Source organism: Catenibacterium sp. RTP21428st1_D7_RTP21428_210409, assembly GCF_040227455.1.
Classification (GTDB): Bacteria; Bacillota_I; Bacilli_A; order Erysipelotrichales; family Coprobacillaceae; genus Catenibacterium; species Catenibacterium mitsuoka_A.
The window spans coordinates 1-22875 of record NZ_JBEHVX010000030.1 but is presented as its reverse complement, the minus strand read 5'-3'; the positions used below and the strand labels follow the sequence as shown (position 1 = coordinate 22875).

Below are 22875 nucleotides of genomic sequence, written 5' to 3'. Positions count from 1 at the left end.
CTGACGTGTATCTGTTCAGTTTTCAATGTTCTGTCTCAGCCCGTCTCCCGGACTGCCTGTCTATAATACCCAATATCGCAGCGTTTGTAAAGTGTTTTTTGAAGAAAATTCAAAAAAATTATTTTTCTTATTTTATATCCTGTTTTTATGCCTGAAAATTATAAAAAGCATGCATTATGGATTGCATGCTTTACAAGGAATATAGCCTTCATTTTGTGCTTCCTGTGAAGAACTAAAATAAACTTTATTCTTATCACTGATCGTTTTTACATACTGACAATCTTCAGTATGATACTTCTTAGTATTTCTAGATCCTATGTATTGTGTTGTTTGAGTAGTCGGGATTTCTTCTTTACCATTAAAGGTCAATTTATTCTTCTTAGAAACACAACGGATTGTACCTAATTCATCTGTACGATAAACCTGCATATTATATTTAGAGAATCTCTGTAATGCTTCCTTATGAGGATGACCATACATATTGTCTTTACCACAGGACACTACAACATAACTTGCCTTCATTCTAGATAACAAATTGTCGCTATTTGAATAAGCTGAACCATGATGACCTGCTTGGAATACATCACATTGTACATTGTTTAGTTTCTTTTCCATTGATTCTGCAGCATCACCAGTAAAGACAAAACGATGATAACCATCATCATATCTCATACACAAAGATGAATCATTATTGTTCTGTGCCCCTTCACCTACACCAATAAACTCAATAGAACCCGCACCTACTTGAAAGGTATCTCCTACCTTAGGCACAGTAATTTTCTTTTTCTTCTCTTTAATCGCATTTAATAGTTTCATATATGTATAAGAAGAAGAGGTTCTACTAGACATATATATCTTTTTTACATTTAATTGATAAATAATATTCTTTGCATCATTTATATGATCCGCATCACAATGCGTTAAAATCAAAGCATCAAGTGTATTGATATAGTGTTCTTTTAAATAGTTCAAACTGGCATTTTCATATCCATCACCGTGTCCTGCATCAATAAGAACTGTTTGGTTATTATTTTGAATAAGTGTTGAATCTCCCTGCCCTACATTAATATAAGTGACTTGAGATTTGATATTGTTTGATACTTCTTTCTTCGGTGTAGGAGCTGTACTACAACCCGTTATAAGTACCATTGATAAGAATATACTAAATAACTTCTTCATAAATTCCTCCTGTCAATCATTATAGACAACTATTTTTCTTCTACAAGAAAAAAAGACAGAAAAAAATCCTGCCTCTAACGGACACCGCCGCCTCCACCACCGGAGAAGCCGCCTCCACCACCACTAAATGATGATGAACCACCTTGTCCTGCACTTGCAGCTGAAGAAGCTGCACTCATACTATTATGTGCAAATGTATGTGTATAGTAGTAAATTGGAAATTTATTGTAAGTTGATGTTTCTTCATAACGAGGAATCGCAACCTTCAATTGTTTTTCCACACGATCCGCAATACCAAGTACTGCCGCAAAGATGAGATATTCATCCCAAAGTTTAACTTCAATGGCAGCTTTTTCTTTCATATTGTCTTCATCCTCAAGGAAGTTATTAAATCCCCATACATAAAGACATTGATCATATGCTTTATCTGTCCATACTGTACGATCACGTGGAATATTCCAGAATAAGAAACGTTTATAAATAGTTTTAGTTTTCGCGTAACCATTCTTATTCATAGAATCTTCTGTAACATTATCCACTTTAGTGAACCAATCATCTATCTTCTTATAATGTTTGCTGCACCATTTCTGAAATGCTTTTGTTTGAAGAACACCATCTTTAGACGCAAGAATAAACATCTTATAAAGTGCTGTTTCCTGCTTGTTCTCAAGCTTTGCATCTACATCAAGATACATATCATAATTCTTTTTCTTGACGATTGCGCCACTTTCCTTTTCTCTAATTGTGATGATACCATCACGTACCCATTTCAAGATAAATCCAGACACAAGGTTTTCACGACTCTCATCACCACCTATAATATCCAGCTTTTTAGCTAGATAATAGAACAAGAATATATCTTTATTACATGGAATTTCTCTAAATGGAGTTACTTCTTTGCCTTTAATTGTACGTCCATTATCAAATACAACACCCGAATCTGATAATACAATAACAGCAACTATAATAAAGATAAGCATTAAAATCACAAAGATGATGAAGATAAAGATCATAATCATCGCTGCTTTTGACATACCACTAGAATAACTAGATCCTTCTTTTGCATCCTTCACAACATCTTCAAACTTTTCACTTGCATGACGTTTATTAGGTGATGTATAAGAATTACTTTCAAGACCCATTAATAACTGCATCTTATTACTGCCCAAAGAGTCTGTTTTTAAAGTAACACCACCATTATCAAAATTCACACTACCCGAATAACCAAATGCCCAGATTTTCGCATTCTCTTTACTATAGGGTGTAATACCAGTCACATGAATAGTAACATCTGCAACATCCAATGACATATCACTAATAAAAGCATAGTTAATACCCTGCTGGTCCTTATACTGATTCACAAAATGCTCAATCTGGTAAACCATTGTATAAGAACGTGTCCCATAATCACCTAGACCAAAGCACAACTCATAGTGACCACCATCTTTAATCAGACCACATTTATTAATCTTAGATTCTCTAGAAACATCAGAATCCCATGTACCGATATTTTTGTATGTTACCCCACGATCATCAGTAACACCAATAAGTGTCAACGGCTGATCATTCATACCATTGAATATTTTGTATCCTTCTGTCCCTTCCGATACATCCATATCCCATTTCTCTACAAATGTTGCTGTACCATTTTGATCAATTTGGCAGGTAATGCCAATATTGTTTACTCTTGTGCTTGATGCATCAACTGCAGTTGGTATCAACAACAACAATACTGTAAGAAATGATAATAAGCGTTTCATTAGAATTGTACCTTTGGTACTTCTTTAGATGCTTCATCCACTTCAAAGAAGTTCATCTTTTCAAAGTGGAACATTGAAGCAATGATATTAGAAGGGAACATTTCTAACTTATTCACATACTGTTTAACATCATCATTATAGAACTGTCTTGCATAACTGATCTTATCTTCAGTTTCCTTTAAATCATTCTGTAAAGACATGAAGTTTGTATTGGCCTTTAAATCAGGATAACTTTCCTGAAGCATCATTAAACGGCTTAATGATTTTTCTAATTCACCAGCATTCTTAAGCTGTTCTTCTGGTGTAGAAGCAGTTACATAACTGTTTCTTGCACGAATAGCTCCTTCAAGCGTTTCCTTTTCATGCTTTGCATAACCTTTTACAGTTTCTACAATATTAGGAATCATATCTGCACGTCTTTTTAATTGAACATCAATCTGTGCCCATGCAGCAAGGCACTTATTTTTAGACTTAACAAGTCCATTGTATGTTGCGATTGTATATAAAACGATTAATACAATCACCACTACCGCAATAATCATAATTACGTCCTCCTTTGTATATGCATAATTATATCAACAAACACATGTGAAACATAGAAAAAAAGGCCATGATGCAAAATCATAGCCTTAAGGTGTTTACTTTAATTTTGTAATATCAACTAATGAAGTCGGACCCTGATGTCTCTTTTCTAGACAGTTGATTAATGCCTGTGCTGTATCTAATGATGTATAGATAGGGATACCTGCTTCAACTGCAAATCTTCTGATTAAGAAACCATCCTTTAAGTTATCGTTTCTTGTAGGAATATCAATAACTAAGTCAACAGTATCAGTTAACATTAAGTCAAAGATTGTGTTAGACTTTTCCGCAATTCTGTTAACTCTATGAACTGGTACATCATGTTCCTTTAAGAAGTTATAAGTACCTTCTGTTGAATAAAGGTCATATCCAAACATATAGAGCTGCTTAGCGATTGGTAAGAATTCTTCTTTAGAGCTGTCCTTGATTGTACAGATGATATTCTTTCTCTTTGGTAAGTTGATACCTGTTCCAATGAATGCCTTATAGATTGCTTCGTCAAATGTCTTTGCGATACCTAATACTTCACCTGTAGATTTCATTTCTGGGCCAAGTGAAATTTCAGCACCCTTGATCTTTTCAAATGAGAAGACTGGCATCTTAACTGCAACAGTTTCTTTTTCTGGCTGTAAGCCATATTCATAACCCTGATCTTTGATTGAATGACCCATGATAACCTTAGTTGCAACATCTACTACTGGAATATCTGTTACCTTTGAGATATATGGAATTGTACGAGAAGATCTTGGGTTTACTTCGATTACATAAACTTCATCTTCATATACGATGAACTGGATGTTGATTAATCCAATAACGTGTAATGCTTTTGCTAAGCGCTGAGTGTAGTCACAGATAACTTCCTTGATTTCAGGCTTGATCTTCTGTGGTGGATATACTGAGATACTGTCACCAGAGTGAACACCAGCTCTTTCAACGTGTTCCATAACACCAGGAATAAGTACGCCGTTTTCATCACATACAGCATCTACTTCTACTTCCTTACCTGATAAGTACTTATCGATAAGAATTGGATGTTCCTGGAACTGACGGTTGATGATCTTCATGAACTTCTTGATATCACCATCATTTAAGGCGATTTCCATACCTGCACCACCTAATACATATGATGGACGTACAAGTACTGGGTAACCTAATTTATTTGCAACTTCTAATGCTTCATCTACAGTAAATACTGTTGCCCCTCTAGGACGATCGATTTCACATTTTTCTAACACTTCATCAAAACGTTCTCTGTCTTCTGCAGCATCTACGCTATCAGCTGAAGTACCAAGGATAGGAACTCCCATATCCATTAAGTCCTGAGTTAACTTGATTGCTGTCTGACCACCAAACTGAACGATTGCACCATCTGGTTTTTCAAGTTCAACAATGCTCTGAACATCTTCCTGAGTAAGTGGTTCAAAGTATAATCTATCAGCGATATCGAAGTCAGTAGAAACTGTTTCTGGGTTGTTGTTGACGATGATTGTTTCATAGCCAGCAGCTCTTAATGCCCATACACAATGTACTGAACAGTAGTCGAATTCGATACCCTGTCCGATACGGATTGGTCCTGAACCTAATACCATAACCTTCTTACGAGTGTTATCTGGTTTAATTTCATGTTCTCCACCATATACTGAATAGAAATATGGAGTTTCAGCATCAAATTCTGCAGCACAAGTATCAACTGTTTTGAATGCAGCAGTGATATTGTTTTCTAAACGATAATCATGAATTTCATTCTTATCTTTACCAGTTAAGTCTGCAATAACTCTATCTGGGAATTCAACTCTCTTAGCAGCCTTTAATAATTCTGGAGTTAATTCTTCTGTCTTTAATTTATTTTCAATTTCTACAAGATGTTTGATCTTATCAATGAACCATAAGTCAATCTTAGTGATATTATGGATTTCTTCTTCAGTAATGCCCTGTCTTAATGCTTCAGCTACTGCGAAGATTCTCTGGTCATCTACATCTTTTAATTTAGTTCTTAAGTATTCTGTATCTTTACCTTCCATTTCAGGAATTGATAAATAGAATACATTCTGTTCAAGTGAACGTAATGCTTTCATTAAAGCACCTTCGAAGTTATTACAGATTGCCATAACTTCACCAGTTGCCTTCATCTGTGTACCAAGTTTTCTTGATGCACCATAGAACTTATCGAATGGCCATTTAGGAATCTTACATACGATATAGTCTAATGTTGGTTCATAAGAAGCATATGTCTTACCTGTTACAGCGTTCACGATTTCATCAAGTGAGTAACCTAATGCAATCTTAGCAGCTAACTTCGCGATTGGGTAACCAGTTGCTTTAGAAGCTAAAGCTGAAGAACGGCTGACACGTGGGTTAACTTCGATAACACAATATTCAAAAGTATTTGGGTTTAATGCGAACTGTACGTTACATCCACCCTTAATATTTAATGCAGTGATGATGTTTAAAGCAGAGCTTCTTAACATCTGATATTCTTTATCACCTAAAGTCTGAGAAGGAGCTACTACGATAGAGTCACCAGTATGAACACCTACTGGGTCAACGTTTTCCATATTACATACTGTAATACAGTTACCATTGCCATCTCTCATTACTTCGTATTCGATTTCCTTCCAACCGGCAATACATCTTTCAATTAAGCACTGAGATACACGTGATAATCTTAAACCATTAGTACAGATATCATGTAATTCTTCAGGAGTTTCAGCAATACCTCCACCAGTACCACCAAGTGTATATGCTGGTCTTACTACTACTGGGTAACCAATCTTTTCAGCAAATTCTAATGCATCATCTACATGGTTAACAACTGTTGAGGCAGCGACTGGTTCATGGATTCTTTCCATTAATTCCTTGAATTCAAGACGGTCTTCTGCAAGCTTGATTGTAGTTGTATCAGTACCGATAGTACGTACGTTATGTGCTTCTAAGAAACCTTCATCAGCAAGTGCCATAGCAATATTTAAGGCATTCTGACCACCAAGAGTTGGTAAGATTGAATCTGGTTTTTCTTTTAAGATTAAGTTCTTAACAACAGGAACTGTTAAAGGTTCAATATAAACATGATCTGCAATATCTTTATCAGTCATAATTGTTGCAGGGTTAGAGTTAATAAGAACGACTTCAATTCCTTCTTCTTTTAATGCACGACAAGCCTGAGTACCTGCATAGTCGAATTCAGCTGCCTGTCCAATAATAATTGGTCCTGATCCAATAACAAGAACCTTTTTTATATCTTTATTCTTAGGCATTCTACTTTCCCTCCATCATCTTAATAAACTCATCAAATAAATATTCAGTATCTCTAGGTCCAGCATTTGCTTCTGGGTGGAACTGAACAGTTTTGATATTCTTATTTAAATATTCAACACCTTCAATAGTGCCATCATTTACGTTTCTAAACCAAGCCTTAGCCACTGCAGGATCAATTGAATCATCCTTGATAACATAGTTATGGTTCTGTGTAGAGATATAAACACGGTTAGTGTCTAAATCCTTAACTGGATGGTTTGCACCATGATGTCCATATTTTAATTTTTCTGTCTTGAAGCCATGAGCAAGAGCCATTAACTGATGTCCAAGACAAATTGCGAAAATTGGCATACCACTTTCTGATAATTTCTTCACCTCAGCGATAATATCAGTTACTTCAGCTGGGTCACCAGGACCGTTACTTAACATAATACCATCAAAGTTACCTTCTAATACTTCAGAAGCAGGTGTAGTAGCTGGGAATACTGTTACTTCACAGTTTCTCTTTGCTAATTCATTCGCAATATTACGTTTAGCACCAAAGTCATATAAAGCAACTTTCATTCTGCCTGTACCAACAGTATATTTTTCTTTACATGTACATGCCTTTACAACACCCTGTACCTTGAATGCTTTAATCTTGTCGATGACTTCGCTTACTTCATACTTATGAGTAGTGATCATACCGTTCATACAACCATCATTACGAAGTAACTTAGTAAGTGCACGTGTATCAATTCCCTGGATACCTGGAATATGATTACGTACTAAATAATCATTTAAATCTTCATTCTTTCTAAAGTTAGATCCTAAACGTGATAATTCGTTTACTACAAATCCTTCAACATATGGGTGTTCAGATTCCTGATCTTCTAAACATACACCATAGTTACCAATAAGTGGGTAAGTCATTACAACACTCTGACCTGCATAAGATGGGTCTGTCAACACTTCTACATAACCAGTCATTGAAGTATTGAAGACAAATTCGCTTATGACTTCTTTTTCATATCCAAAGCTTTCCCCTTCAAACACATGTCCGTCTTCTAAAATTAAATAAGCTTTCATAGTCAACCTCCTCAATTATGAAAAAGACATATCACCAATAGATGATATGTCCTTAAAATAAGAAATCTAAAAAATGAAAATAAGAACCCTTAGGAAACACGTTTGCAAAAACTGAAGTTGTCATAATTGTGTTTGCGTTCATATTCTCACTCCTTCTGTTGTAGTATAAACGATATTAAGATTGTAAGCAAGCAAAAAATGAATACTCAAAATTTTTTTATTTTACTATTTAGAAGTTGTTAAATAGTGATAGATTGCACCAATAATATTGGCATCATTCGCAAAGGCACATTTCTTTACAACAGGCTTAATACGTGCTGGTTCAACTTTGTCTATGATGATATCTAAACGCTTATTGATTTCATTAATCATATCTTCTCTTACAGAGATACCCCCACCAATAATGATCACTTCTGGATCATAAGAATATTGAATATTATAGATACCTACTGCAAGAGCATAATAGAAACGATTGACATACTTCTTGAATACTTCATTTTCGTTGGCATGATCAAAGATATAACGTCCATCATATGTTTCACCTAGTTCTTTTTCTACACCCTTAACAATGGCGACTGTAGAATCAAGAGACCAAAAGTTAAACTCAAGTGAATCTGCATCAAAGTTATTGATCATATAACCAAATTCACCACCATGAAGATGTTTACCCTTATGAATCTTCTTATCCTTAATCACAGCACCACCAATACCTGTACCGCATACGACAAAGCAGCAATCCTGATTATCTTTAGCGGCACCTAGCCATACTTCTGCAAGTGCTGCACAGTTGGCATCATTTTCTAGTTCTACACGTGTCTGTAATCTTTCTTCTAGATCCTTCTTTATATTAGGACCATGAATATAGTCAATCGCAGACGCACCATAAATGACACCTTCATCACTCGCAACAGCCCCAGGCATACTTAACGCAATACCATCAACATCTCTTTCCTTATAAATAGTTTCAATAGCCTGATACATATCTTCTAAAGTATCAGGTGTTTTAAAAGACCCCTTATCAAATAAATGACCTTTTTCATCGCATGTTGCGTATTTGACAGAAGTCCCTCCTACATCAATTCCTAGTAACATATGTATTACCTCCTATCTATAGAATAGCACAAAAAAATGCACAATAGTAAAATAGATTAAAAAAGGAATAACGTTACGTTATTCCCTAGTTAACACGATGAATTTCTAAACCATTCTGTTTAAATGTTTCAATTATTGTATCGATATGAGATTCCCCATTTGTTTCACAAGTGACTCTTAATTCTACTTCAGAGAATCTTGCGAAGTTCTTGAACTGGTTATGATCAACCGCTACAACATTCGCATTACATTCATTTAATAGATGTGCTACTTTTTCTAACTGTCCAGGAATATCTGGAAGCTGTACTGAGAATGAGAAGATTCTACCTCTTTCAATCAGTCCCTTATTGATCATAGAAGAGATAGAAAGCACATCAATGTTGCCACCTGATACAAGTGAAACAACCTTCTTATTCTTTTCATTGAGTTTCTTTAATGCAGCAAGTGAAAGAATACCTGAATTTTCAGCTACAAGCTTATGTTTTTCTACAAGTACTAAGAATGCATCCATTAACTCATAATCACTTACTGTGATGATACCATCTACATATTGTTTAATATATTCAAAAGGCTTTTCACCAATTGTCTTAACTGCTGTACCATCCGCAATAGTCACTGCTTCATTTAATGAAACGATACGATCTTCATTAATGGCAGCAAGAGCACTTGCAGCTCCTTCTGGTTCTACACCGACAATCTTAACTGTTGGTTTAATAAGTTTAGCGGCACAGGCAATACCTGAAATCAATCCTCCACCACCAACTGGTACAAGAATAATATCTGCATCTGGTAGTTCTTCGAGAATTTCTAAGGCAATGGTTCCCTGACCTTCAATGACATCTTCATCATCAAATGGATGTACAAATGCATAGCCATGTTCCTTCTGTAATTCTACTGCCTTATTATAAGCATCATCATAGACTTCACCATGAAGAACCACTTCAGCACCTAATGCCTTAGTAGCATCTACTTTAATAAGTGGTGTATGGGCAGGCATAACGATTGTAGCCTTAACACCTAACTGCTGGGCGGCATAAGCCACACCCTGAGCATGGTTTCCTGCACTTGAGGCAATAAGTCCTCGAGACTTGGATTCATCATCCATCTTCATGATCTTATTATAAGCACCTCTAATCTTGAATGCGCCAGTTATCTGTAAGTTTTCTGGTTTGATATAAACAGTATTTCTACTTTCTTTAGAAAAAGCTGGGCTATAAATCAAAGGTGTAGGAAGAATGACTTCATCCACTCTCTTCTTTGCTTCTTCAAAATTCTTTAGTTCTAACACTTAAATCCCCCTCTCAAAAATCTGTTTTTCATATTATAACATCATTATTATTCTATTAAAACTAAATTTTTACTTAATTTTATAAAAAGGGAATAGCTGATTGCTATTCCTTAATTGATACGCTGGATTTCAAATCCATTCTTTTTAAATGTTTCAATAATAGAGACAATATGCGCTTCACCATTTGTTTCACAAGTGACTCTTAATTCTACTTCTGAGAATCTTGCGAAATTCTTGAACTGGTTATGGTCTGCAGTGACAACGTTCGCATTACATTCATTAAGAATATGAGCCACCTTTTCTAACTGACCTGGACTATCTGGAAGCTGTAATGAGAACGAAAAGATTCTACCTCTTTCAATCAGTCCCTTATTAATCATAGAAGAGATAGAAAGCACATCAATATTACCACCAGAAATGAGTGAGACAACCTTCTTATTCTTTTCATTGAGTTTCTTTAATGCAGCAAGTGAAAGAATACCTGAATTTTCAGCTACAAGCTTATGTTTTTCTACAAGTACTAAGAATGCATCCATCAACTCATAATCACTTACTGTGATGATACCATCTACATATTGTTTAATATATTCAAAAGGCTTTTCACCAATTGTCTTAACTGCAGTACCATCCGCAATAGTCACTGCTTCATTTAATGAAACGATACGATCTTCATTAATGGCAGCAAGAGCACTTGCGGCTCCTTCTGGTTCTACACCGATGATTTTTACTGTAGGATTGATTTTCTTAGCGGCACAAGCAATACCTGAAATCAATCCTCCACCACCAACTGGCACAAGAATAATATCTGTATCTGGTAATTCTTTGAGGATTTCTAAGGCAATGGTTCCCTGACCTTCAATGACATCTTCATCATCAAATGGATGTACAAATGTATAGCCATGTTCCTTCTGTAATTCTACTGCCTTCTTATAAGCATCATCATACACTTCACCATGAAGTACAACATCTGCACCTAATGCTTTAGTAGCATCCACTTTAATAAGTGGAGTATGGGCAGGCATAACAATTGTAGCCTTAACACCTAACTGCTGGGCGGCATAAGCCACACCCTGGGCATGGTTTCCGGCACTTGAGGCAATAAGTCCTCTAGACTTATATTCATCATCCATCTTCATGATTTTATTATAAGCACCTCTAATTTTAAATGCGCCAGTTCTCTGTAAGTTTTCTGGTTTTATATAAACCATATTTCTACACTCTTTGGAGAATGCTAGACTATAGATCAAAGGTGTTGGAATGATCACTTCGTCTACTCTCTTTTTTGCTTCTTCAAAATCTTTTAGCTCTAACATTTTTTCATTTTCCTCCATATATTTATATTTTTAACGTTATCGCGTTATTTTGGTTCTAAATAAAACAAATTTTAGGCAAAATAATAAGAGTGGTTATACACTCTTATTTGAACTGATTTGATTTGTATGTGTAATGGTAACCAATAGCTTCCATCTTATCTACGATGTCCTGCATAGGAATATGATAGTCATAACATAAGTCTGCAAGATCTTCATATTGGTCTCTAAGTTTCATATTTAACCAGCTAAGTAACATCACTGGATCTTTAGGCATTTCACTCATCTCTCAATTCCTCCTCTAGTTTCTTCAACATATACGCAATACCATCTTCATCATTTGATAAAGTGACAACATCGGCTCTTTCTTTGACTTCATCTACTGCATTGGCCATAGCGACACCACAGCCTGCATATTCAATGAGTGATAAGTCATTGAATCCATCACCAAAGGCAATCACTTCTTCTTTTGTAAGATGAAGCATCTTTACTAGCTTATCTAAAGAAGCTGCTTTATCAATATTTGGTGCCATAACTTCAATAAAGAATGGTGCAGAACGATAAATACTTAAACCTGGGAATGCACTCTTATAGTCCTCTAATACAGAAGCCACATGTTCAGGATCACCTGTACATAATACTTTATTAATAGGATCTCTTAAAATTGATTTAAAAGATTCAGCCTTTTTAATTTCGATATCGTTGATATGTCCTTCAATATTCACATACTGATCATCTACATCTTCAGTATAAACAGCATCATCATAATATGTCATAATCGCAAGATTATGTTTCTTTGCTTCATCATATGCTTTTTTAGCCTGTTCAATAGTCAAACGCTGTTCAAACATAGTCTGTCTTGTTTTCGCATCCATGACCTTAGCACCATTGAATGATAATAAGTAACCTTCATACTTTTCTAATTCAAGTGCAGCTGCTTCATGTCTTAAACCAGGTGTTGGTCTACCTGATGCAAGTACAATTGTTGCACCTAACTGCTGTGCTTTAATAAGTGTCTCACGTGTTTCATCAGTAATTTTATTTTCTGAATTCTTTAATGTACCATCTAAATCTAATGCAATTAACTTATATTTCATTTGATATAATCCCCTCTATTGTTTTTAAAAATCTCTTTCTTGTATCTTGTGTACGTTTCTTTGGTCCTTTGACAAGTTGATGCTTACGCATCTTTCCATTGATATAGCGTGTCATTAAAAGTGAGTCTATATTGTTGGAATCAATAGTGAACTACCTCGACTTAATATTCCGTATTTGAAGTCAAGGCTTCTAGGATGCTTACGCATCCGTTTAAGAAGATTGATATTTAAGTCTCCACCTATTGCTAGGCAATCCTTATTCTTATAGGCGTGTCCACTTCGCCTCTACTGTATAGGATGTTTACATCCACAACGCTACTTTTACGCATGATATTTAATGCACCATTTACATCTGCATTCAGAACTTGTCCACTGGCTGTTCTATACTGTCCACGATGTATTCGCTTTCCACTGAAACGGTATTCTTCAGTATCATCACTCTTATAGACTGGTATGACATCCTTATCCCAGAAGCTGGCCTTTGAAGTGTAGGATTCTTCTTGCATGACAAGTATGATGCCATTCAGTTCACAGAGATATTCAAGCTTGTCTCTCAGCTTTCCATAAGGAATATTGACGAAGGTCTGATTGTTTCTTTTGCCTATGTTGAAATCCTTCTGAAATGTTTCATTATAGCCCACAACAAGAGTTCCAATATCATGATCGATACAGTAATCAATCACCCTGCGTGCAGTCTTGTTCATGTAGTCATTTATTCTATTGTTACGCCTGCGTGCTATTGCCTTCTGTCTGTTGGTTGTCTTCTTTCCAAAATGCTGCTTATCCTTGATGGACTGTAATCTTGCATTTTTCTTATTGAACCACTGGTTAATGGACTTCAGTCTTCTTCCATCAATGATGAATGTTTCACCTTTACTTGATACTCCAGTGACAAGATTATTGATACCAAGATCTAATGCCAGTGCATTTGTTGTATTGAGATTCCTTTGAATGCATTCAGCTTCATAGATATACTGAATTTCAAAGAACCTGGCATCTGCCTTTGGTATGATACGTATTTCCTTCACTTTCTTATCAAGCAGTATAGGTGGAATAGTAATCTCAACAGCCTTATGTGTCTTTTTGAAGCTGTTTGAATATGGAAGTATGAGCTTATTCCCTTTAAGTCTTACAAATCCAATGACGAGTGTAGTATATCCATCCTTTGGAAGATAGCGTGGAAGTCTGCAGTCCTTAAGTGCATGCTTTCCTTGATTTGCCTTTTTAAGAAGACCAAAGAATGATTTAAATGAACCATCTACTTCCTTCAGTATCTGCTGTGCCATATTGGAATTAAGCGTTCTATAGTTATCAGAAGACTTCAAAAGAGCATAGTTCTTTTCATAGCTAAGATACTTGCCTTCTGCAAAATAATGCTGTCTGATGTTATAGATTGCCTGATTAGTAAGATTCTTTGCAATATGACATAATTCCTTGATGGAACGATAGTCTTCCTTGGACAGATGCTTTACCTGCTGCTTGACTGTAAGATACATATATTTAGCCTCCTTTCTGTAGATTTAGGAAAAGAAGTTCCCTATATGTATTATACTATTTCTTACTCCAAATTTCTCTATCAGATGCATTAACGGCATTCATCCCCCACCTATATTCTATATTGAGGTGGGGGGTTCTGCCTGTTTTTTTAGATAAACCCTGAAGGATGAACAACAATCGCACCTTTTGTAAGAAGCATACCTGCTTCACCATAATCCTGTGTAATCACAAGATCACCCTTCTTCACATCTTTTAAAATAGCATAATCAACACTATCATTCCCCTGATCACATATAATAACTGATTCATAATCAAAGAAATGATTCATATCACAATACACTATCATCTTTATATCATATTTATCACACAAAAAAGCGATTTTTTCAATATCTGGTGTTGCATCTCCATCAATTAGTATTCTCATATTACTTTTAAGAGATACATAATATACATAGTGAGGTATCCACCAACTAATCCACCTACATGTCCTGTCTTAGAAATACGAGAATTCATAAGAGTAAAGGCAAGGTTAATCGCAATACAAGGTAAATAGCCTCTTAATAAATCAAAGAAAGCACCACCTTTAAATAAACCTAGTCCAATAATAGCCCCTAAAAAGCCATAGAATAAACCACTTGCACCAATTGTGATAGAGTTATCCACACTAGAATCTCTATAAGAATAGTAATAAGTAGCAAGTGAACTCATCACAATAGAAACTAAGACAAGTATTAAATAGCGTACTGGTCCAAGTAGTGTTTCAAACATACGTCCTAAATAGAAGATACAGTACATATTCATAAATAAATGAAGAAATTCTGTATGAATAAAAGCAGATGTAATAAATCGCCAATATTCTCCTCTATTTTTCACATAAGGTGTATATAAAGCACCTAAATGCATCGCTTCTGAAGTTTTATTATCCTTAGAAAAATAATTAATATAAACAAAAACTGCTATACATATCGCCATAAAGATATATGTGATCATTCAATAACCTCCACTACTCTTGTAACCTTAGCCATATTCTTAGAACTATCAGTAACTGTATATGTTAGAACATAACGTCCTACAGTATTAGTCTGTACTTTACCTGTGACAACAATCTTATTTGTTAAGTCACCATCTTCATTATCATAAGCAGTGACACCTTCTCTTGCATTGAAGTTATCACCTAAATGAATGACTTTATCCTCTGCCCCTTTAATCACAGGAACAACTAAATCATTGGCAACAATGACTTTAATACGCATTGGAAAAGATGCATTACCTTGTTCATCTCTTACTACAACACGTTCAATATATGTACCTACCTTTTCATATGACTTTTCTTTAACTAGTTCTTCACTATTTTCTTTCTTTAAGAAATATATTTGTGTTAAAGATGCATCATTGACTTCAGCTACTGTTTTTTTTGCATAGAATGGCTGATTAGGATTTACATAATAAACAAGCTTTTTAAGTTTTACTGTTGGTTTTTTTGTATCTACAATCTTAATCTTAAAATCATAGTCACGTCCTGCATATTCAATACTTGCATTATAGTTACCTACTTTATTCAAGTTAACACGCTTCAAGTTTAAAGTAAGTGATTTTTTTATTCTATCTGGACAGATGACATAATCATCAATATTCTGTGATACTTCCTGTCCTAATTCATAAGTAAATACTGTCTGTTTCAATTCAAAAGTTGCCATAGTGGTAATCTTAAAAATAGAAAATAATTCAAGGAAAATAAATAATAGTAAAATGACAGTAATCAATTTGTTCCTCCATTTCACTAGTATCACCTCTTTCGCTCCTCATTATACTATAAAAGATATCTGAGTGACAAAAAAGATGATGTAAAAACATCACCTTGTTTAAAAATTACATAACTATTACACATTTTCAAGTAAGCAGACTGCCTGAGAAACAATTCCTTCTCCTCTTCCTACAAAGCCAAGCTTTTCACCACGTGTTGCTTTCACATTAATCTGTGTCACATCACAATGAAGTGCTTCCGCAATATTATGTCTCATTGTAGGTATATGAGGTGCCATCTTTGGCTGTTCTGTCATAATGATTGCATCCACATTACCAATCTTATAACCTTTTTCATTCATCAACTTATATGTTTCGTCTAATAAGATCATTGAAGAAATACCTTTGTAACGATCATCTGTATCAGGGAAATGTTTACCGATATCTCCTTCACCTAATGCCCCAATGATTGATTCAATAATAGCATGCAAGAGAACATCAGCATCACTATGTCCCTTTAACCCTTTTTCATAAGGAATTTCTACACCACCTAGAATAAGCTTTCTTCCTTCTACCAACTGATGAATATCTATTGACTGTCCTATACGCATAACCATACCTCCATGCCTTTTATTGTAACACAAAAGGCATGAGGTTACCCTCATGCCAATATATTAATTGTATTTCTTTTTATGTGCTGCATTGATAAGTCCCTGGAATAGAGGATGTGCTCTATTTGGTCTAGAATTGAATTCTGGATGGAACTGACATGCAACGAAATATGGATGATTAGGAACTTCAACGATTTCTACTAAATCTCTCTTTGGATTACGTCCAGAGATAACAAGTCCTGCATCTTCTAACATCTGACGATATGTATTGTTGAATTCATATCTATGTCTATGTCTTTCCTGGATAAGATCCTTTCCATATAACTTATGTGCAATTGTACCTTCTTTTAATTCACAAGTGTAGTTACCAAGTCTCTGAGTACCACCCATGTTTTCTAAAGACTGATCGTGCATTAATGAAATTAATGGAGTCATACAGTTCTTATCGAATTCTAATGAGTTAACATCATCAAGTTTACATACATTTCTTGCATATTCAATAGAAGCACACTGCATACCTAAACAGATTCCTAAGAATGGAATATCATGTTCTCTTGCATACTGGATAGCAACAATCATGCCTTCAACACCTCTGTTACCAAATCCACCTGGTACTAAGATACCATCAGCATCAGCAAGCTTAGAAGCGATATTTTCCTTAGTTACTTCTTCAGAGTTAACCCAGTCAATTTCAACTTCACTATTTGCATAGTAACCAGCATGTTTTAATGCTTCATTAACTGATAAGTAAGCATCTGGGAATTCACAGTACTTACCAACCATCTTGATTTTAACTGTATCCTTTAAGTTCTTAACTCTTTCAACTAATTCACGCCATTCAGTGAAATCAGCTTCAGGAGCTTCAATTCTTAAATGATCAAGTACAACATCATCCATATGCTGATCTAATAATTCTACTGGTAATTCATAAAGAACATCTACATCATAGTTAGAGATGATAGCTTCCTTAGGAACATTACAGAATAAAGAGATCTTATCCTTTAATTCGTCAGAAATAGTATGTTCACTACGACATACAATGATATCTGGCTGGATACCATATCCTAATAATTCCTTAACACTATGCTGTGTTGGTTTAGTCTTTACTTCATGGCTGGCACCAATATACGGAAGTAAAGTTGTATGTATATAAAGAGTATTCTTGTAGCCTCTATCGAGTCTTACCTGTCTAATTGCTTCAATAAATGGTAATGATTCGATATCTCCTACAGTACCACCGATTTCTGTAATAACGATATCTGCCTGAGAAGATTCTTCTGCAGCATAAATCTTGTCCTTAATCGCATTAGTAATATGAGGAACAACCTGTACTGTTGCGCCTAAGTAATCCCCTCTTCTTTCTTTAGAAATTACATCGCTATATACTCTACCAGTTGTAACTGAAGAGTTTTTGTTTAAGTCTTCATCAATAAAACGTTCATAATGACCTAAGTCTAAGTCTGTTTCTGCACCATCAGCTGTTACATAAACTTCACCATGCTGATAAGGAGACATAGTTCCTGGATCCACATTGATATAAGGATCAAGTTTCTGCATGAATACTTTTAATCCTCTTTGTTTTAATATTCTACCTAAAGATGCAGCTGTTAAACCTTTCCCTAGACCTGATACGACACCACCTGTGACAAATATGAATTTTGCCATTCTCTTCACCTCTTTCTCTATATTAAACAAAAAAAGCACCTACGGAAGACCCGTTTGTGCCCTTTAAAACTATAGCAAATTCCCCCGTCGTATGCAATTCTTTTCTTTATTTTATTAATTAATTATATTATGATATGGCTTGGGAGGATAAACATATGGAAACACCTCGTATATTAGTTATTGATGATGAAAAAGAAATTTGTGATCTTATTGAAATTTATTTAAGTCAAGAAGGTTATCATGTTGAAAAGCGTTATAATGCCTATACATTATTACGTGATCTTGAAAAGTTCAAGATTGATCTTGTAATTCTAGATATGATGATGCCTGGAGTAGATGGTTTACAGGCATTAGAGATGATCAGAGAAAAGTACAATATCCCCGTTATCTTTGTATCAGCTAAGACAGCTGATCAGGATAAGATTGAAGGATTATTAAAGGGTGCTGATGATTATATCGCAAAACCTTTTAATGCAATGGAATTAGTGGCACGTGTTAAGTCACAATTAAGACGTTATCAGGTATATAGTAAGCCTATTGGTGTAGATAATTCTATTATTCAGGCCAATGACCTTCTTATTGATACAAATAAGAAGATGGTTTCTGTAGATAATCGTCCAGTGGCTGTGACTAAGATTGAATATGAAATCTTAGTATTACTTGCCTCACATCCTGGTACAGTATTCTCTACTGAAGATATCTATACAAAAATATGGCATGAAGAAGCAACACATGCCAACAATACCATCATGGTACATATTAGAAAACTAAGAGAAAAGATTGAAAGACAGCCTCGTACACCAAGACATATTATTACTGTCTGGGGCATTGGTTATAAGTTCGAATTATGATGCAGAAACTAAGAAAGCTGTTTATTTCTTCTTTTAAATGGCGTTTGTTGATTAATATCACATTAAGTTATCTTGTCGCATTTCTTATTTATTCTATTCTAGGAATTATATTCGATAGAATTATTCCTATTGCGGTACCTAATGAAATGCGTTATGCATTATGTTATGCCATTTCTTTTATTGTCTTTGTAGAAATCTTCTTTAAACTGATTGATTTCACAATTGAATATATCAGAAAGCTGAGACGTTCTATCCAGCAGGTAACAAGTGGCAATTATGGTGTACAGTGTGAAGTAGAATATGATGATGAATTAGGTTCTCTTGCCGCTAACATCAATGTCTTATCAAAAACATTGCTTGCGAAAGAAAAAGAAAGCGAAAAGCTTAAAGAAAAAGAAAGAGCTGCATTAGATATAGAACGTAATGCAGAAAGACAGAAGAATGAATTAATCACAAACGTAGCCCATGACTTAAGAACACCTCTTACAACTATTGTAGGATATCTTGAGTTGATTAAAGATGATACAGCTTTATCTAAAGAAGATGTACATAAGTATTCTGGTATTGCGTATGAGAAATCAATACGTCTACAGGAAATGATGGATGACCTCTTTGAATTCACTAAACTTGATAATGCAGATATCAAGTTGAATAAGAGTATGATTAATCTATCTGGATTAATCATGCAGATGACAGACGAGTTCTATCCTTCATTTAAAGACTGTAATATTACACCAATAGTAGATTTACCTGAAGAGAATATCTATGTTCAGGGAGATGGTCAGTTATTAGCCCGTGTATTTGATAACCTTATTTCTAATGCACTCAAGTATGGCTATCATAATACCGATTTAAAGATAGAAGTATCCGGTGATGAGAAATATGCAACTGTTAAAGTCATCAACCATGGTGATACTATTGCATCAGAGGATATCCCACTTCTATTTAATAAATTTTATCGTACAGACTCATCACGAAACTCTAAAACAGGTGGTACTGGCTTAGGACTAGCAATCACTAAGAATATAGTAGACCTTCATCATGGTGATATTTCTGTTACAAGTGATGATCAAATTACAACATTCATCGTCAAATTCAACAGATATTTCGATCAAAACTAACATAAAAGACCACATCAAGTGGTCTTTTCATTTTGGACTATAATTTCAACCTTTCACCTGGCTTTATATATAAAGCATGAGGTGATTTAAAGCTTTTCGCAATATCTTCATCATATAATTGAGTAGGTGAGGTATGAATCGGGATAAAATAACGAGAATCAATTACATGTGCACAACGACTTGCTTCCTGTGCACTCATATTATAAATACCATCTACTGGTAATAATGCATAATCTAAATCATTGAAGCTTTCCATTTCAGGATAATAGTTTGTATCTCCTGCACCATATAATGTAATACCATCTACAGTCATAATAAAACCTACACATTCTTCTCTTGTATGATTCTTATTTTCTGCAGGTGTTCCTTCAATCATTACTTTCTTAATCTTCTTAATAGGATATTCACCATCCACAAATAGATCTCCATGTCTTAAAATCACACCATCGTCTTTTAATGTAACAAGATCAACCTGATTATGATCACTATGTTCATGCGTTACAATCACAATATCTGCAGGCATATCATAACCTTCACCTGCATAAGGGTCCACATAAATCACTACACCTTCATTAGACGCAATGCGATAACTTCCATGTCCTTGATACAATAATTCTGCCATTTTTTACATCTCCTTTATCACTTATTCAATTATAACTTTTCCTATTACACAGTGCGATAGAATGGCAAAAAATAAAAAAAATAAAATTTCGTTAAAAAAATGTAAAAACCTGTTGACGAATCGCATAACACTTGGTATATTATATGAGCGTGCTTGGTTGGGATATGGCACTAACACTTAAGCATCGGTCTAACGACCGGTATATCCCAAGAATATTGGAGGTTTAGCTCAGTTGGGAGAGCATCTGCCTTACAAGCAGAGGGTCAGCGGTTCGAGCCCGTTAACCTCCACCATTTTTATTAAAATTTAGCAACACACGCCGACTTAGCTCAATTGGTAGAGCAACTGACTTGTAATCAGTAGGTTGGGGGTTCAATTCCTCTAGTCGGCACCAGTGGGGAGGTAGCGAAGTGGCTAAACGCGGCTGACTGTAACTCAGTTCTCTACGAGTTCGATGGTTCGAATCCGTCTCTCCCCACCATTCCATGCGGGTGTAGTTCAATGGTAGAACTTCAGCCTTCCAAGCTGACTACGTGGGTTCGATTCCCATCACCCGCTCCATTTTATATCAAAAAGTGCTTGAATAGCTCAGCGGTAGAGCAATCGGCTGTTAACCGATCGGTCGGGGGTTCAAATCCCTCTTCAAGCGCCAGTGGCCGGTTGGAGAAACGGTTAACTCACATGCCTTTCACGCATGCATTCACGGGTTCGAATCCCGTACCGGTCACCATTTCTCAACATACGATCGAAAGATCGTTTTCATTTGCGGGTGTAGTTCAATGGTAGAACTTCAGCCTTCCAAGCTGACTACGTGGGTTCGATTCCCATCACCCGCTCCATACGATTAGAAGATAGACTTAGGTCTATTTTTTTATTATCTAAATACCCACAGTTAAGAGCTGTGGGTATTTTTGTTTATTCTAATAATTCAAAACTATTAATCAATTCATTTTTAGATTCATACAATAATTCAGTTTTACCTGAATCAATATCATATGTATATATACCTTGATGTTTATCTTTGTTGCTAAGAAGAATAATCTGATGAGAAGAACTAAAACAAGCATATTGTATTACATCCATAATTTCATCAAGATTAATTCCTGCTTTCTTCTTATTTGTTTTTGTATCTAATGTATATGTATGATATTGAGGATTCCAAGCTGGAATGGTGTTACTTTCAGTAAATGCAAGATTTCCATTTTCCATTGGAAGCATTCTATAGACTAGCTTGCGATTTGTAGTATAAATACGTTTGAGTTGATTATTCTTCAAACGATAAATATGCGTATTAGGTGCAATATACTTACTTCCCTTACCCGCATTTGCTTCCTCTAGTGCCTGATCTTCTTCTTTTTGATTACTTGCACATAGATATAAATCATGATTGAAAACATCATAGACCCTATGATCAAAATCTAAATCCTCTTCTGCCTTAATCTTACTGAACTTCTTTGTTTCTATATTATAACGATAAGGCTTGAGTGATCTTTGCCCTTTTTCTACGCCTAATACATAGATATTATTATCTATAGGAATAATCTGATTCATTGCGGTTAAACCACCAGACAACTTTTTAGATTTCTTTGTATCAAGATCATAAGTATACAGATAATCACCACTATTATCTTCTTCAACATAGTATACAGCATTATTAGATTTAGAGTAGACACCAAATGGATTAGAAGAAGTATACTTTTTAGTCACTTTCTTAGAAGATAATGAATATTCATAGATATTCACTACTACATTCCCTTTCTTATCATATCCACTCGTTGTAATAGATAAATAACGTTCTTTATTTGTTTTACAGCCCGTTATTACAAAAATACAGAGTACCACCAACAATTGAATTGACTTTTTCATAGCTATTCTCCTTCCTTTATTCAATTGGAATACCTTTTCACATATATTATATATGTTTGTTTATGACACATACAATCACAAAACATTCTTTGAGTAATCTGTTGTTTTTTTTGTTTACAGATTATATAATTATGTTAGCGCTAACATGCTTTTATAAAAAGAGGTGAACTTCTATGATTGAATTAAAAAACTTTTTGAATACCCACAAACCACAGGTCAGTGAAAATTAAATTTCATAAACACCGATTAAACGGCGTTCATGAAGCTG

At 35.0% G+C, this 22875-nt stretch carries 21 protein-coding genes and 7 tRNA genes; 9 read left to right on the top strand and 19 right to left on the bottom strand.

The features are described from left to right. Nucleotides 1-174 precede the first annotated feature (174 nt). From ABUA27_RS06150 to pyrG, 17 genes are all read right to left on the bottom strand, one after another. On the bottom strand, nucleotides 175-1179 hold the full coding sequence (locus ABUA27_RS06150; protein ID WP_129981990.1) for an MBL fold metallo-hydrolase: 1005 nt from the start codon (nucleotides 1177-1179) through the stop codon (nucleotides 175-177). Nucleotides 1180-1253: 74 nt separating this feature from the next. Further along, nucleotides 1254-2939, bottom strand: a complete 1686-nt coding sequence (locus ABUA27_RS06145; RefSeq protein ID WP_349820416.1) for a DUF2207 family protein — start codon at nucleotides 2937-2939, stop codon at nucleotides 1254-1256. Beyond that, nucleotides 2939-3481: a LemA family protein gene (locus tag ABUA27_RS06140; protein WP_192924053.1), complete on the bottom strand. Its 543-nt coding sequence runs from the start codon at nucleotides 3479-3481 to the stop codon at nucleotides 2939-2941. Before ABUA27_RS06140 ends, ABUA27_RS06145 begins: the two co-directional genes overlap by 1 nt. 96 nt (nucleotides 3482-3577) lie before the next feature. Beyond that, complete coding sequence (gene carB / locus ABUA27_RS06135) at nucleotides 3578-6775, bottom strand: carbamoyl-phosphate synthase large subunit (RefSeq protein ID WP_349820415.1); 3198 nt, start codon at nucleotides 6773-6775, stop codon at nucleotides 3578-3580. A 1-nt stretch (nucleotide 6776) separates the two neighbouring features. Beyond that, nucleotides 6777-7844: a carbamoyl phosphate synthase small subunit gene (locus ABUA27_RS06130; RefSeq protein WP_022424750.1), complete on the bottom strand. Its 1068-nt coding sequence runs from the start codon at nucleotides 7842-7844 to the stop codon at nucleotides 6777-6779. A 225-nt stretch (nucleotides 7845-8069) separates the two neighbouring features. After that, nucleotides 8070-8936 carry an ROK family protein gene (locus ABUA27_RS06125; RefSeq protein WP_287968792.1) on the bottom strand — a complete coding sequence of 289 codons (867 nt, stop codon included), beginning with the start codon at nucleotides 8934-8936 and terminating at the stop codon, nucleotides 8070-8072. Between the two features lie 85 nt (nucleotides 8937-9021). Then, on the bottom strand, nucleotides 9022-10224 hold the full coding sequence (gene ilvA / locus ABUA27_RS06120; protein WP_349820414.1) for a threonine ammonia-lyase: 1203 nt from the start codon (nucleotides 10222-10224) through the stop codon (nucleotides 9022-9024). 110 nt (nucleotides 10225-10334) lie between these two features. Then, nucleotides 10335-11537, bottom strand: coding sequence for a threonine ammonia-lyase (ilvA, locus tag ABUA27_RS06115; protein ID WP_349820413.1), 1203 nt, complete (start codon nucleotides 11535-11537; stop codon nucleotides 10335-10337). A gap of 103 nt (nucleotides 11538-11640) precedes the next feature. Beyond that, nucleotides 11641-11820: a DUF4250 domain-containing protein gene (locus ABUA27_RS06110; protein WP_129982329.1), complete on the bottom strand. Its 180-nt coding sequence runs from the start codon at nucleotides 11818-11820 to the stop codon at nucleotides 11641-11643. Next, complete coding sequence (locus ABUA27_RS06105) at nucleotides 11813-12631, bottom strand: Cof-type HAD-IIB family hydrolase (protein WP_317375487.1); 819 nt, start codon at nucleotides 12629-12631, stop codon at nucleotides 11813-11815. The genes ABUA27_RS06110 and ABUA27_RS06105 overlap by 8 nt, the downstream gene beginning before the upstream one ends. After that, complete coding sequence (locus ABUA27_RS06100; protein WP_281082745.1) at nucleotides 12621-12761, bottom strand: hypothetical protein; 141 nt, start codon at nucleotides 12759-12761, stop codon at nucleotides 12621-12623. Before ABUA27_RS06100 ends, ABUA27_RS06105 begins: the two co-directional genes overlap by 11 nt. A 115-nt stretch (nucleotides 12762-12876) precedes the next feature. Further along, nucleotides 12877-14127, bottom strand: a complete 1251-nt coding sequence (locus tag ABUA27_RS06095; RefSeq protein WP_349820412.1) for an RNA-guided endonuclease InsQ/TnpB family protein — start codon at nucleotides 14125-14127, stop codon at nucleotides 12877-12879. A 149-nt stretch (nucleotides 14128-14276) separates the two neighbouring features. Beyond that, on the bottom strand, nucleotides 14277-14552 hold the full coding sequence (locus tag ABUA27_RS06090; RefSeq protein ID WP_281073035.1) for a DUF188 domain-containing protein: 276 nt from the start codon (nucleotides 14550-14552) through the stop codon (nucleotides 14277-14279). Further along, entirely contained in the window at nucleotides 14549-15118 is a 570-nt protein-coding gene (locus ABUA27_RS06085) for a rhomboid family intramembrane serine protease (RefSeq protein ID WP_226793784.1), read from the bottom strand. Before ABUA27_RS06085 ends, ABUA27_RS06090 begins: the two co-directional genes overlap by 4 nt. Further along, complete coding sequence (locus ABUA27_RS06080) at nucleotides 15115-15891, bottom strand: DUF5011 domain-containing protein (RefSeq protein ID WP_349820411.1); 777 nt, start codon at nucleotides 15889-15891, stop codon at nucleotides 15115-15117. Before ABUA27_RS06080 ends, ABUA27_RS06085 begins: the two co-directional genes overlap by 4 nt. 117 nt (nucleotides 15892-16008) lie before the next feature. Further along, entirely contained in the window at nucleotides 16009-16488 is a 480-nt protein-coding gene (gene ispF, locus ABUA27_RS06075; RefSeq protein ID WP_349820410.1) for a 2-C-methyl-D-erythritol 2,4-cyclodiphosphate synthase, read from the bottom strand. 57 nt (nucleotides 16489-16545) lie between these two features. After that, a complete protein-coding gene (gene pyrG, locus ABUA27_RS06070) occupies nucleotides 16546-18147 on the bottom strand; it encodes a CTP synthase (protein WP_006504831.1) in 1602 nt (533 codons plus the stop codon). Nucleotides 18148-18302: 155 nt separating this feature from the next. On the opposite strand from pyrG, the gene ABUA27_RS06065 reads away from it, so the two are divergent. Further along, nucleotides 18303-18998 (top strand): response regulator transcription factor, encoded by a 696-nt coding sequence (locus ABUA27_RS06065; RefSeq protein ID WP_022424738.1) that lies wholly within the window; start codon nucleotides 18303-18305, stop codon nucleotides 18996-18998. Then, nucleotides 18998-20119, top strand: a complete 1122-nt coding sequence (locus ABUA27_RS06060; RefSeq protein ID WP_287845885.1) for a sensor histidine kinase — start codon at nucleotides 18998-19000, stop codon at nucleotides 20117-20119. The genes ABUA27_RS06065 and ABUA27_RS06060 overlap by 1 nt, the downstream gene beginning before the upstream one ends. 37 nt (nucleotides 20120-20156) lie before the next feature. On the opposite strand, the gene ABUA27_RS06055 is transcribed toward ABUA27_RS06060, so the two are convergent. Next, nucleotides 20157-20741 (bottom strand): MBL fold metallo-hydrolase, encoded by a 585-nt coding sequence (locus ABUA27_RS06055; RefSeq protein WP_287969108.1) that lies wholly within the window; start codon nucleotides 20739-20741, stop codon nucleotides 20157-20159. Nucleotides 20742-20958: 217 nt separating this feature from the next. Here ABUA27_RS06055 and ABUA27_RS06050 point away from each other — a divergent pair. The 7 genes from ABUA27_RS06050 (at nucleotide 20959) to ABUA27_RS06020 (ending at nucleotide 21580) form a co-directional block, all read left to right on the top strand. Then, a tRNA-Val gene (locus tag ABUA27_RS06050) sits at nucleotides 20959-21034 on the top strand. A gap of 25 nt (nucleotides 21035-21059) precedes the next feature. Next, nucleotides 21060-21135: transfer RNA gene (locus ABUA27_RS06045), tRNA-Thr, on the top strand. A gap of 2 nt (nucleotides 21136-21137) precedes the next feature. Then, nucleotides 21138-21222, top strand: a tRNA-Tyr gene (locus ABUA27_RS06040). Nucleotides 21223-21228: 6 nt separating this feature from the next. Then, nucleotides 21229-21302 (top strand) — tRNA-Gly (locus tag ABUA27_RS06035). Between the two features lie 16 nt (nucleotides 21303-21318). Beyond that, a tRNA-Asn gene (locus ABUA27_RS06030) sits at nucleotides 21319-21393 on the top strand. Between the two features lie 2 nt (nucleotides 21394-21395). Continuing rightward, nucleotides 21396-21471 (top strand) — tRNA-Glu (locus ABUA27_RS06025). A gap of 35 nt (nucleotides 21472-21506) precedes the next feature. Beyond that, nucleotides 21507-21580 (top strand) — tRNA-Gly (locus ABUA27_RS06020). A 76-nt stretch (nucleotides 21581-21656) separates the two neighbouring features. Here ABUA27_RS06020 and ABUA27_RS06015 read toward each other — a convergent pair. Next, nucleotides 21657-22607, bottom strand: a complete 951-nt coding sequence (locus tag ABUA27_RS06015) for a kelch repeat-containing protein (RefSeq protein WP_349820409.1) — start codon at nucleotides 22605-22607, stop codon at nucleotides 21657-21659. Between the last annotated feature and the right edge of the window lie 268 nt (nucleotides 22608-22875).

Coding starts and splice junctions, on each gene's coding strand:
- ilvA (WP_349820413.1), bottom strand. CDS start 11,537: ATGTTAGAGCTAAAAGATTTTGAAGAAGCAAAAAAGAGAGTAGACGAA.
- ABUA27_RS06015 (WP_349820409.1), bottom strand. CDS start 22,607: ATGAAAAAGTCAATTCAATTGTTGGTGGTACTCTGTATTTTTGTAATA.
- ABUA27_RS06105 (WP_317375487.1), bottom strand. CDS start 12,631: ATGAAATATAAGTTAATTGCATTAGATTTAGATGGTACATTAAAGAAT.
- ABUA27_RS06150 (WP_129981990.1), bottom strand. CDS start 1,179: ATGAAGAAGTTATTTAGTATATTCTTATCAATGGTACTTATAACGGGT.
- ABUA27_RS06095 (WP_349820412.1), bottom strand. CDS start 14,127: ATGTATCTTACAGTCAAGCAGCAGGTAAAGCATCTGTCCAAGGAAGAC.
- ABUA27_RS06085 (WP_226793784.1), bottom strand. CDS start 15,118: ATGATCACATATATCTTTATGGCGATATGTATAGCAGTTTTTGTTTAT.
- ABUA27_RS06060 (WP_287845885.1), top strand. CDS start 18,998: ATGCAGAAACTAAGAAAGCTGTTTATTTCTTCTTTTAAATGGCGTTTG.
- ABUA27_RS06145 (WP_349820416.1), bottom strand. CDS start 2,939: ATGAAACGCTTATTATCATTTCTTACAGTATTGTTGTTGTTGATACCA.
- ABUA27_RS06110 (WP_129982329.1), bottom strand. CDS start 11,820: ATGAGTGAAATGCCTAAAGATCCAGTGATGTTACTTAGCTGGTTAAAT.
- ABUA27_RS06055 (WP_287969108.1), bottom strand. CDS start 20,741: ATGGCAGAATTATTGTATCAAGGACATGGAAGTTATCGCATTGCGTCT.
- ispF (WP_349820410.1), bottom strand. CDS start 16,488: ATGGTTATGCGTATAGGACAGTCAATAGATATTCATCAGTTGGTAGAA.
- carB (WP_349820415.1), bottom strand. CDS start 6,775: ATGCCTAAGAATAAAGATATAAAAAAGGTTCTTGTTATTGGATCAGGA.
- ABUA27_RS06090 (WP_281073035.1), bottom strand. CDS start 14,552: ATGAGAATACTAATTGATGGAGATGCAACACCAGATATTGAAAAAATC.
- ABUA27_RS06130 (WP_022424750.1), bottom strand. CDS start 7,844: ATGAAAGCTTATTTAATTTTAGAAGACGGACATGTGTTTGAAGGGGAA.
- ABUA27_RS06140 (WP_192924053.1), bottom strand. CDS start 3,481: ATGATTATTGCGGTAGTGGTGATTGTATTAATCGTTTTATATACAATC.
- ABUA27_RS06125 (WP_287968792.1), bottom strand. CDS start 8,936: ATGTTACTAGGAATTGATGTAGGAGGGACTTCTGTCAAATACGCAACA.
- pyrG (WP_006504831.1), bottom strand. CDS start 18,147: ATGGCAAAATTCATATTTGTCACAGGTGGTGTCGTATCAGGTCTAGGG.
- ABUA27_RS06065 (WP_022424738.1), top strand. CDS start 18,303: ATGGAAACACCTCGTATATTAGTTATTGATGATGAAAAAGAAATTTGT.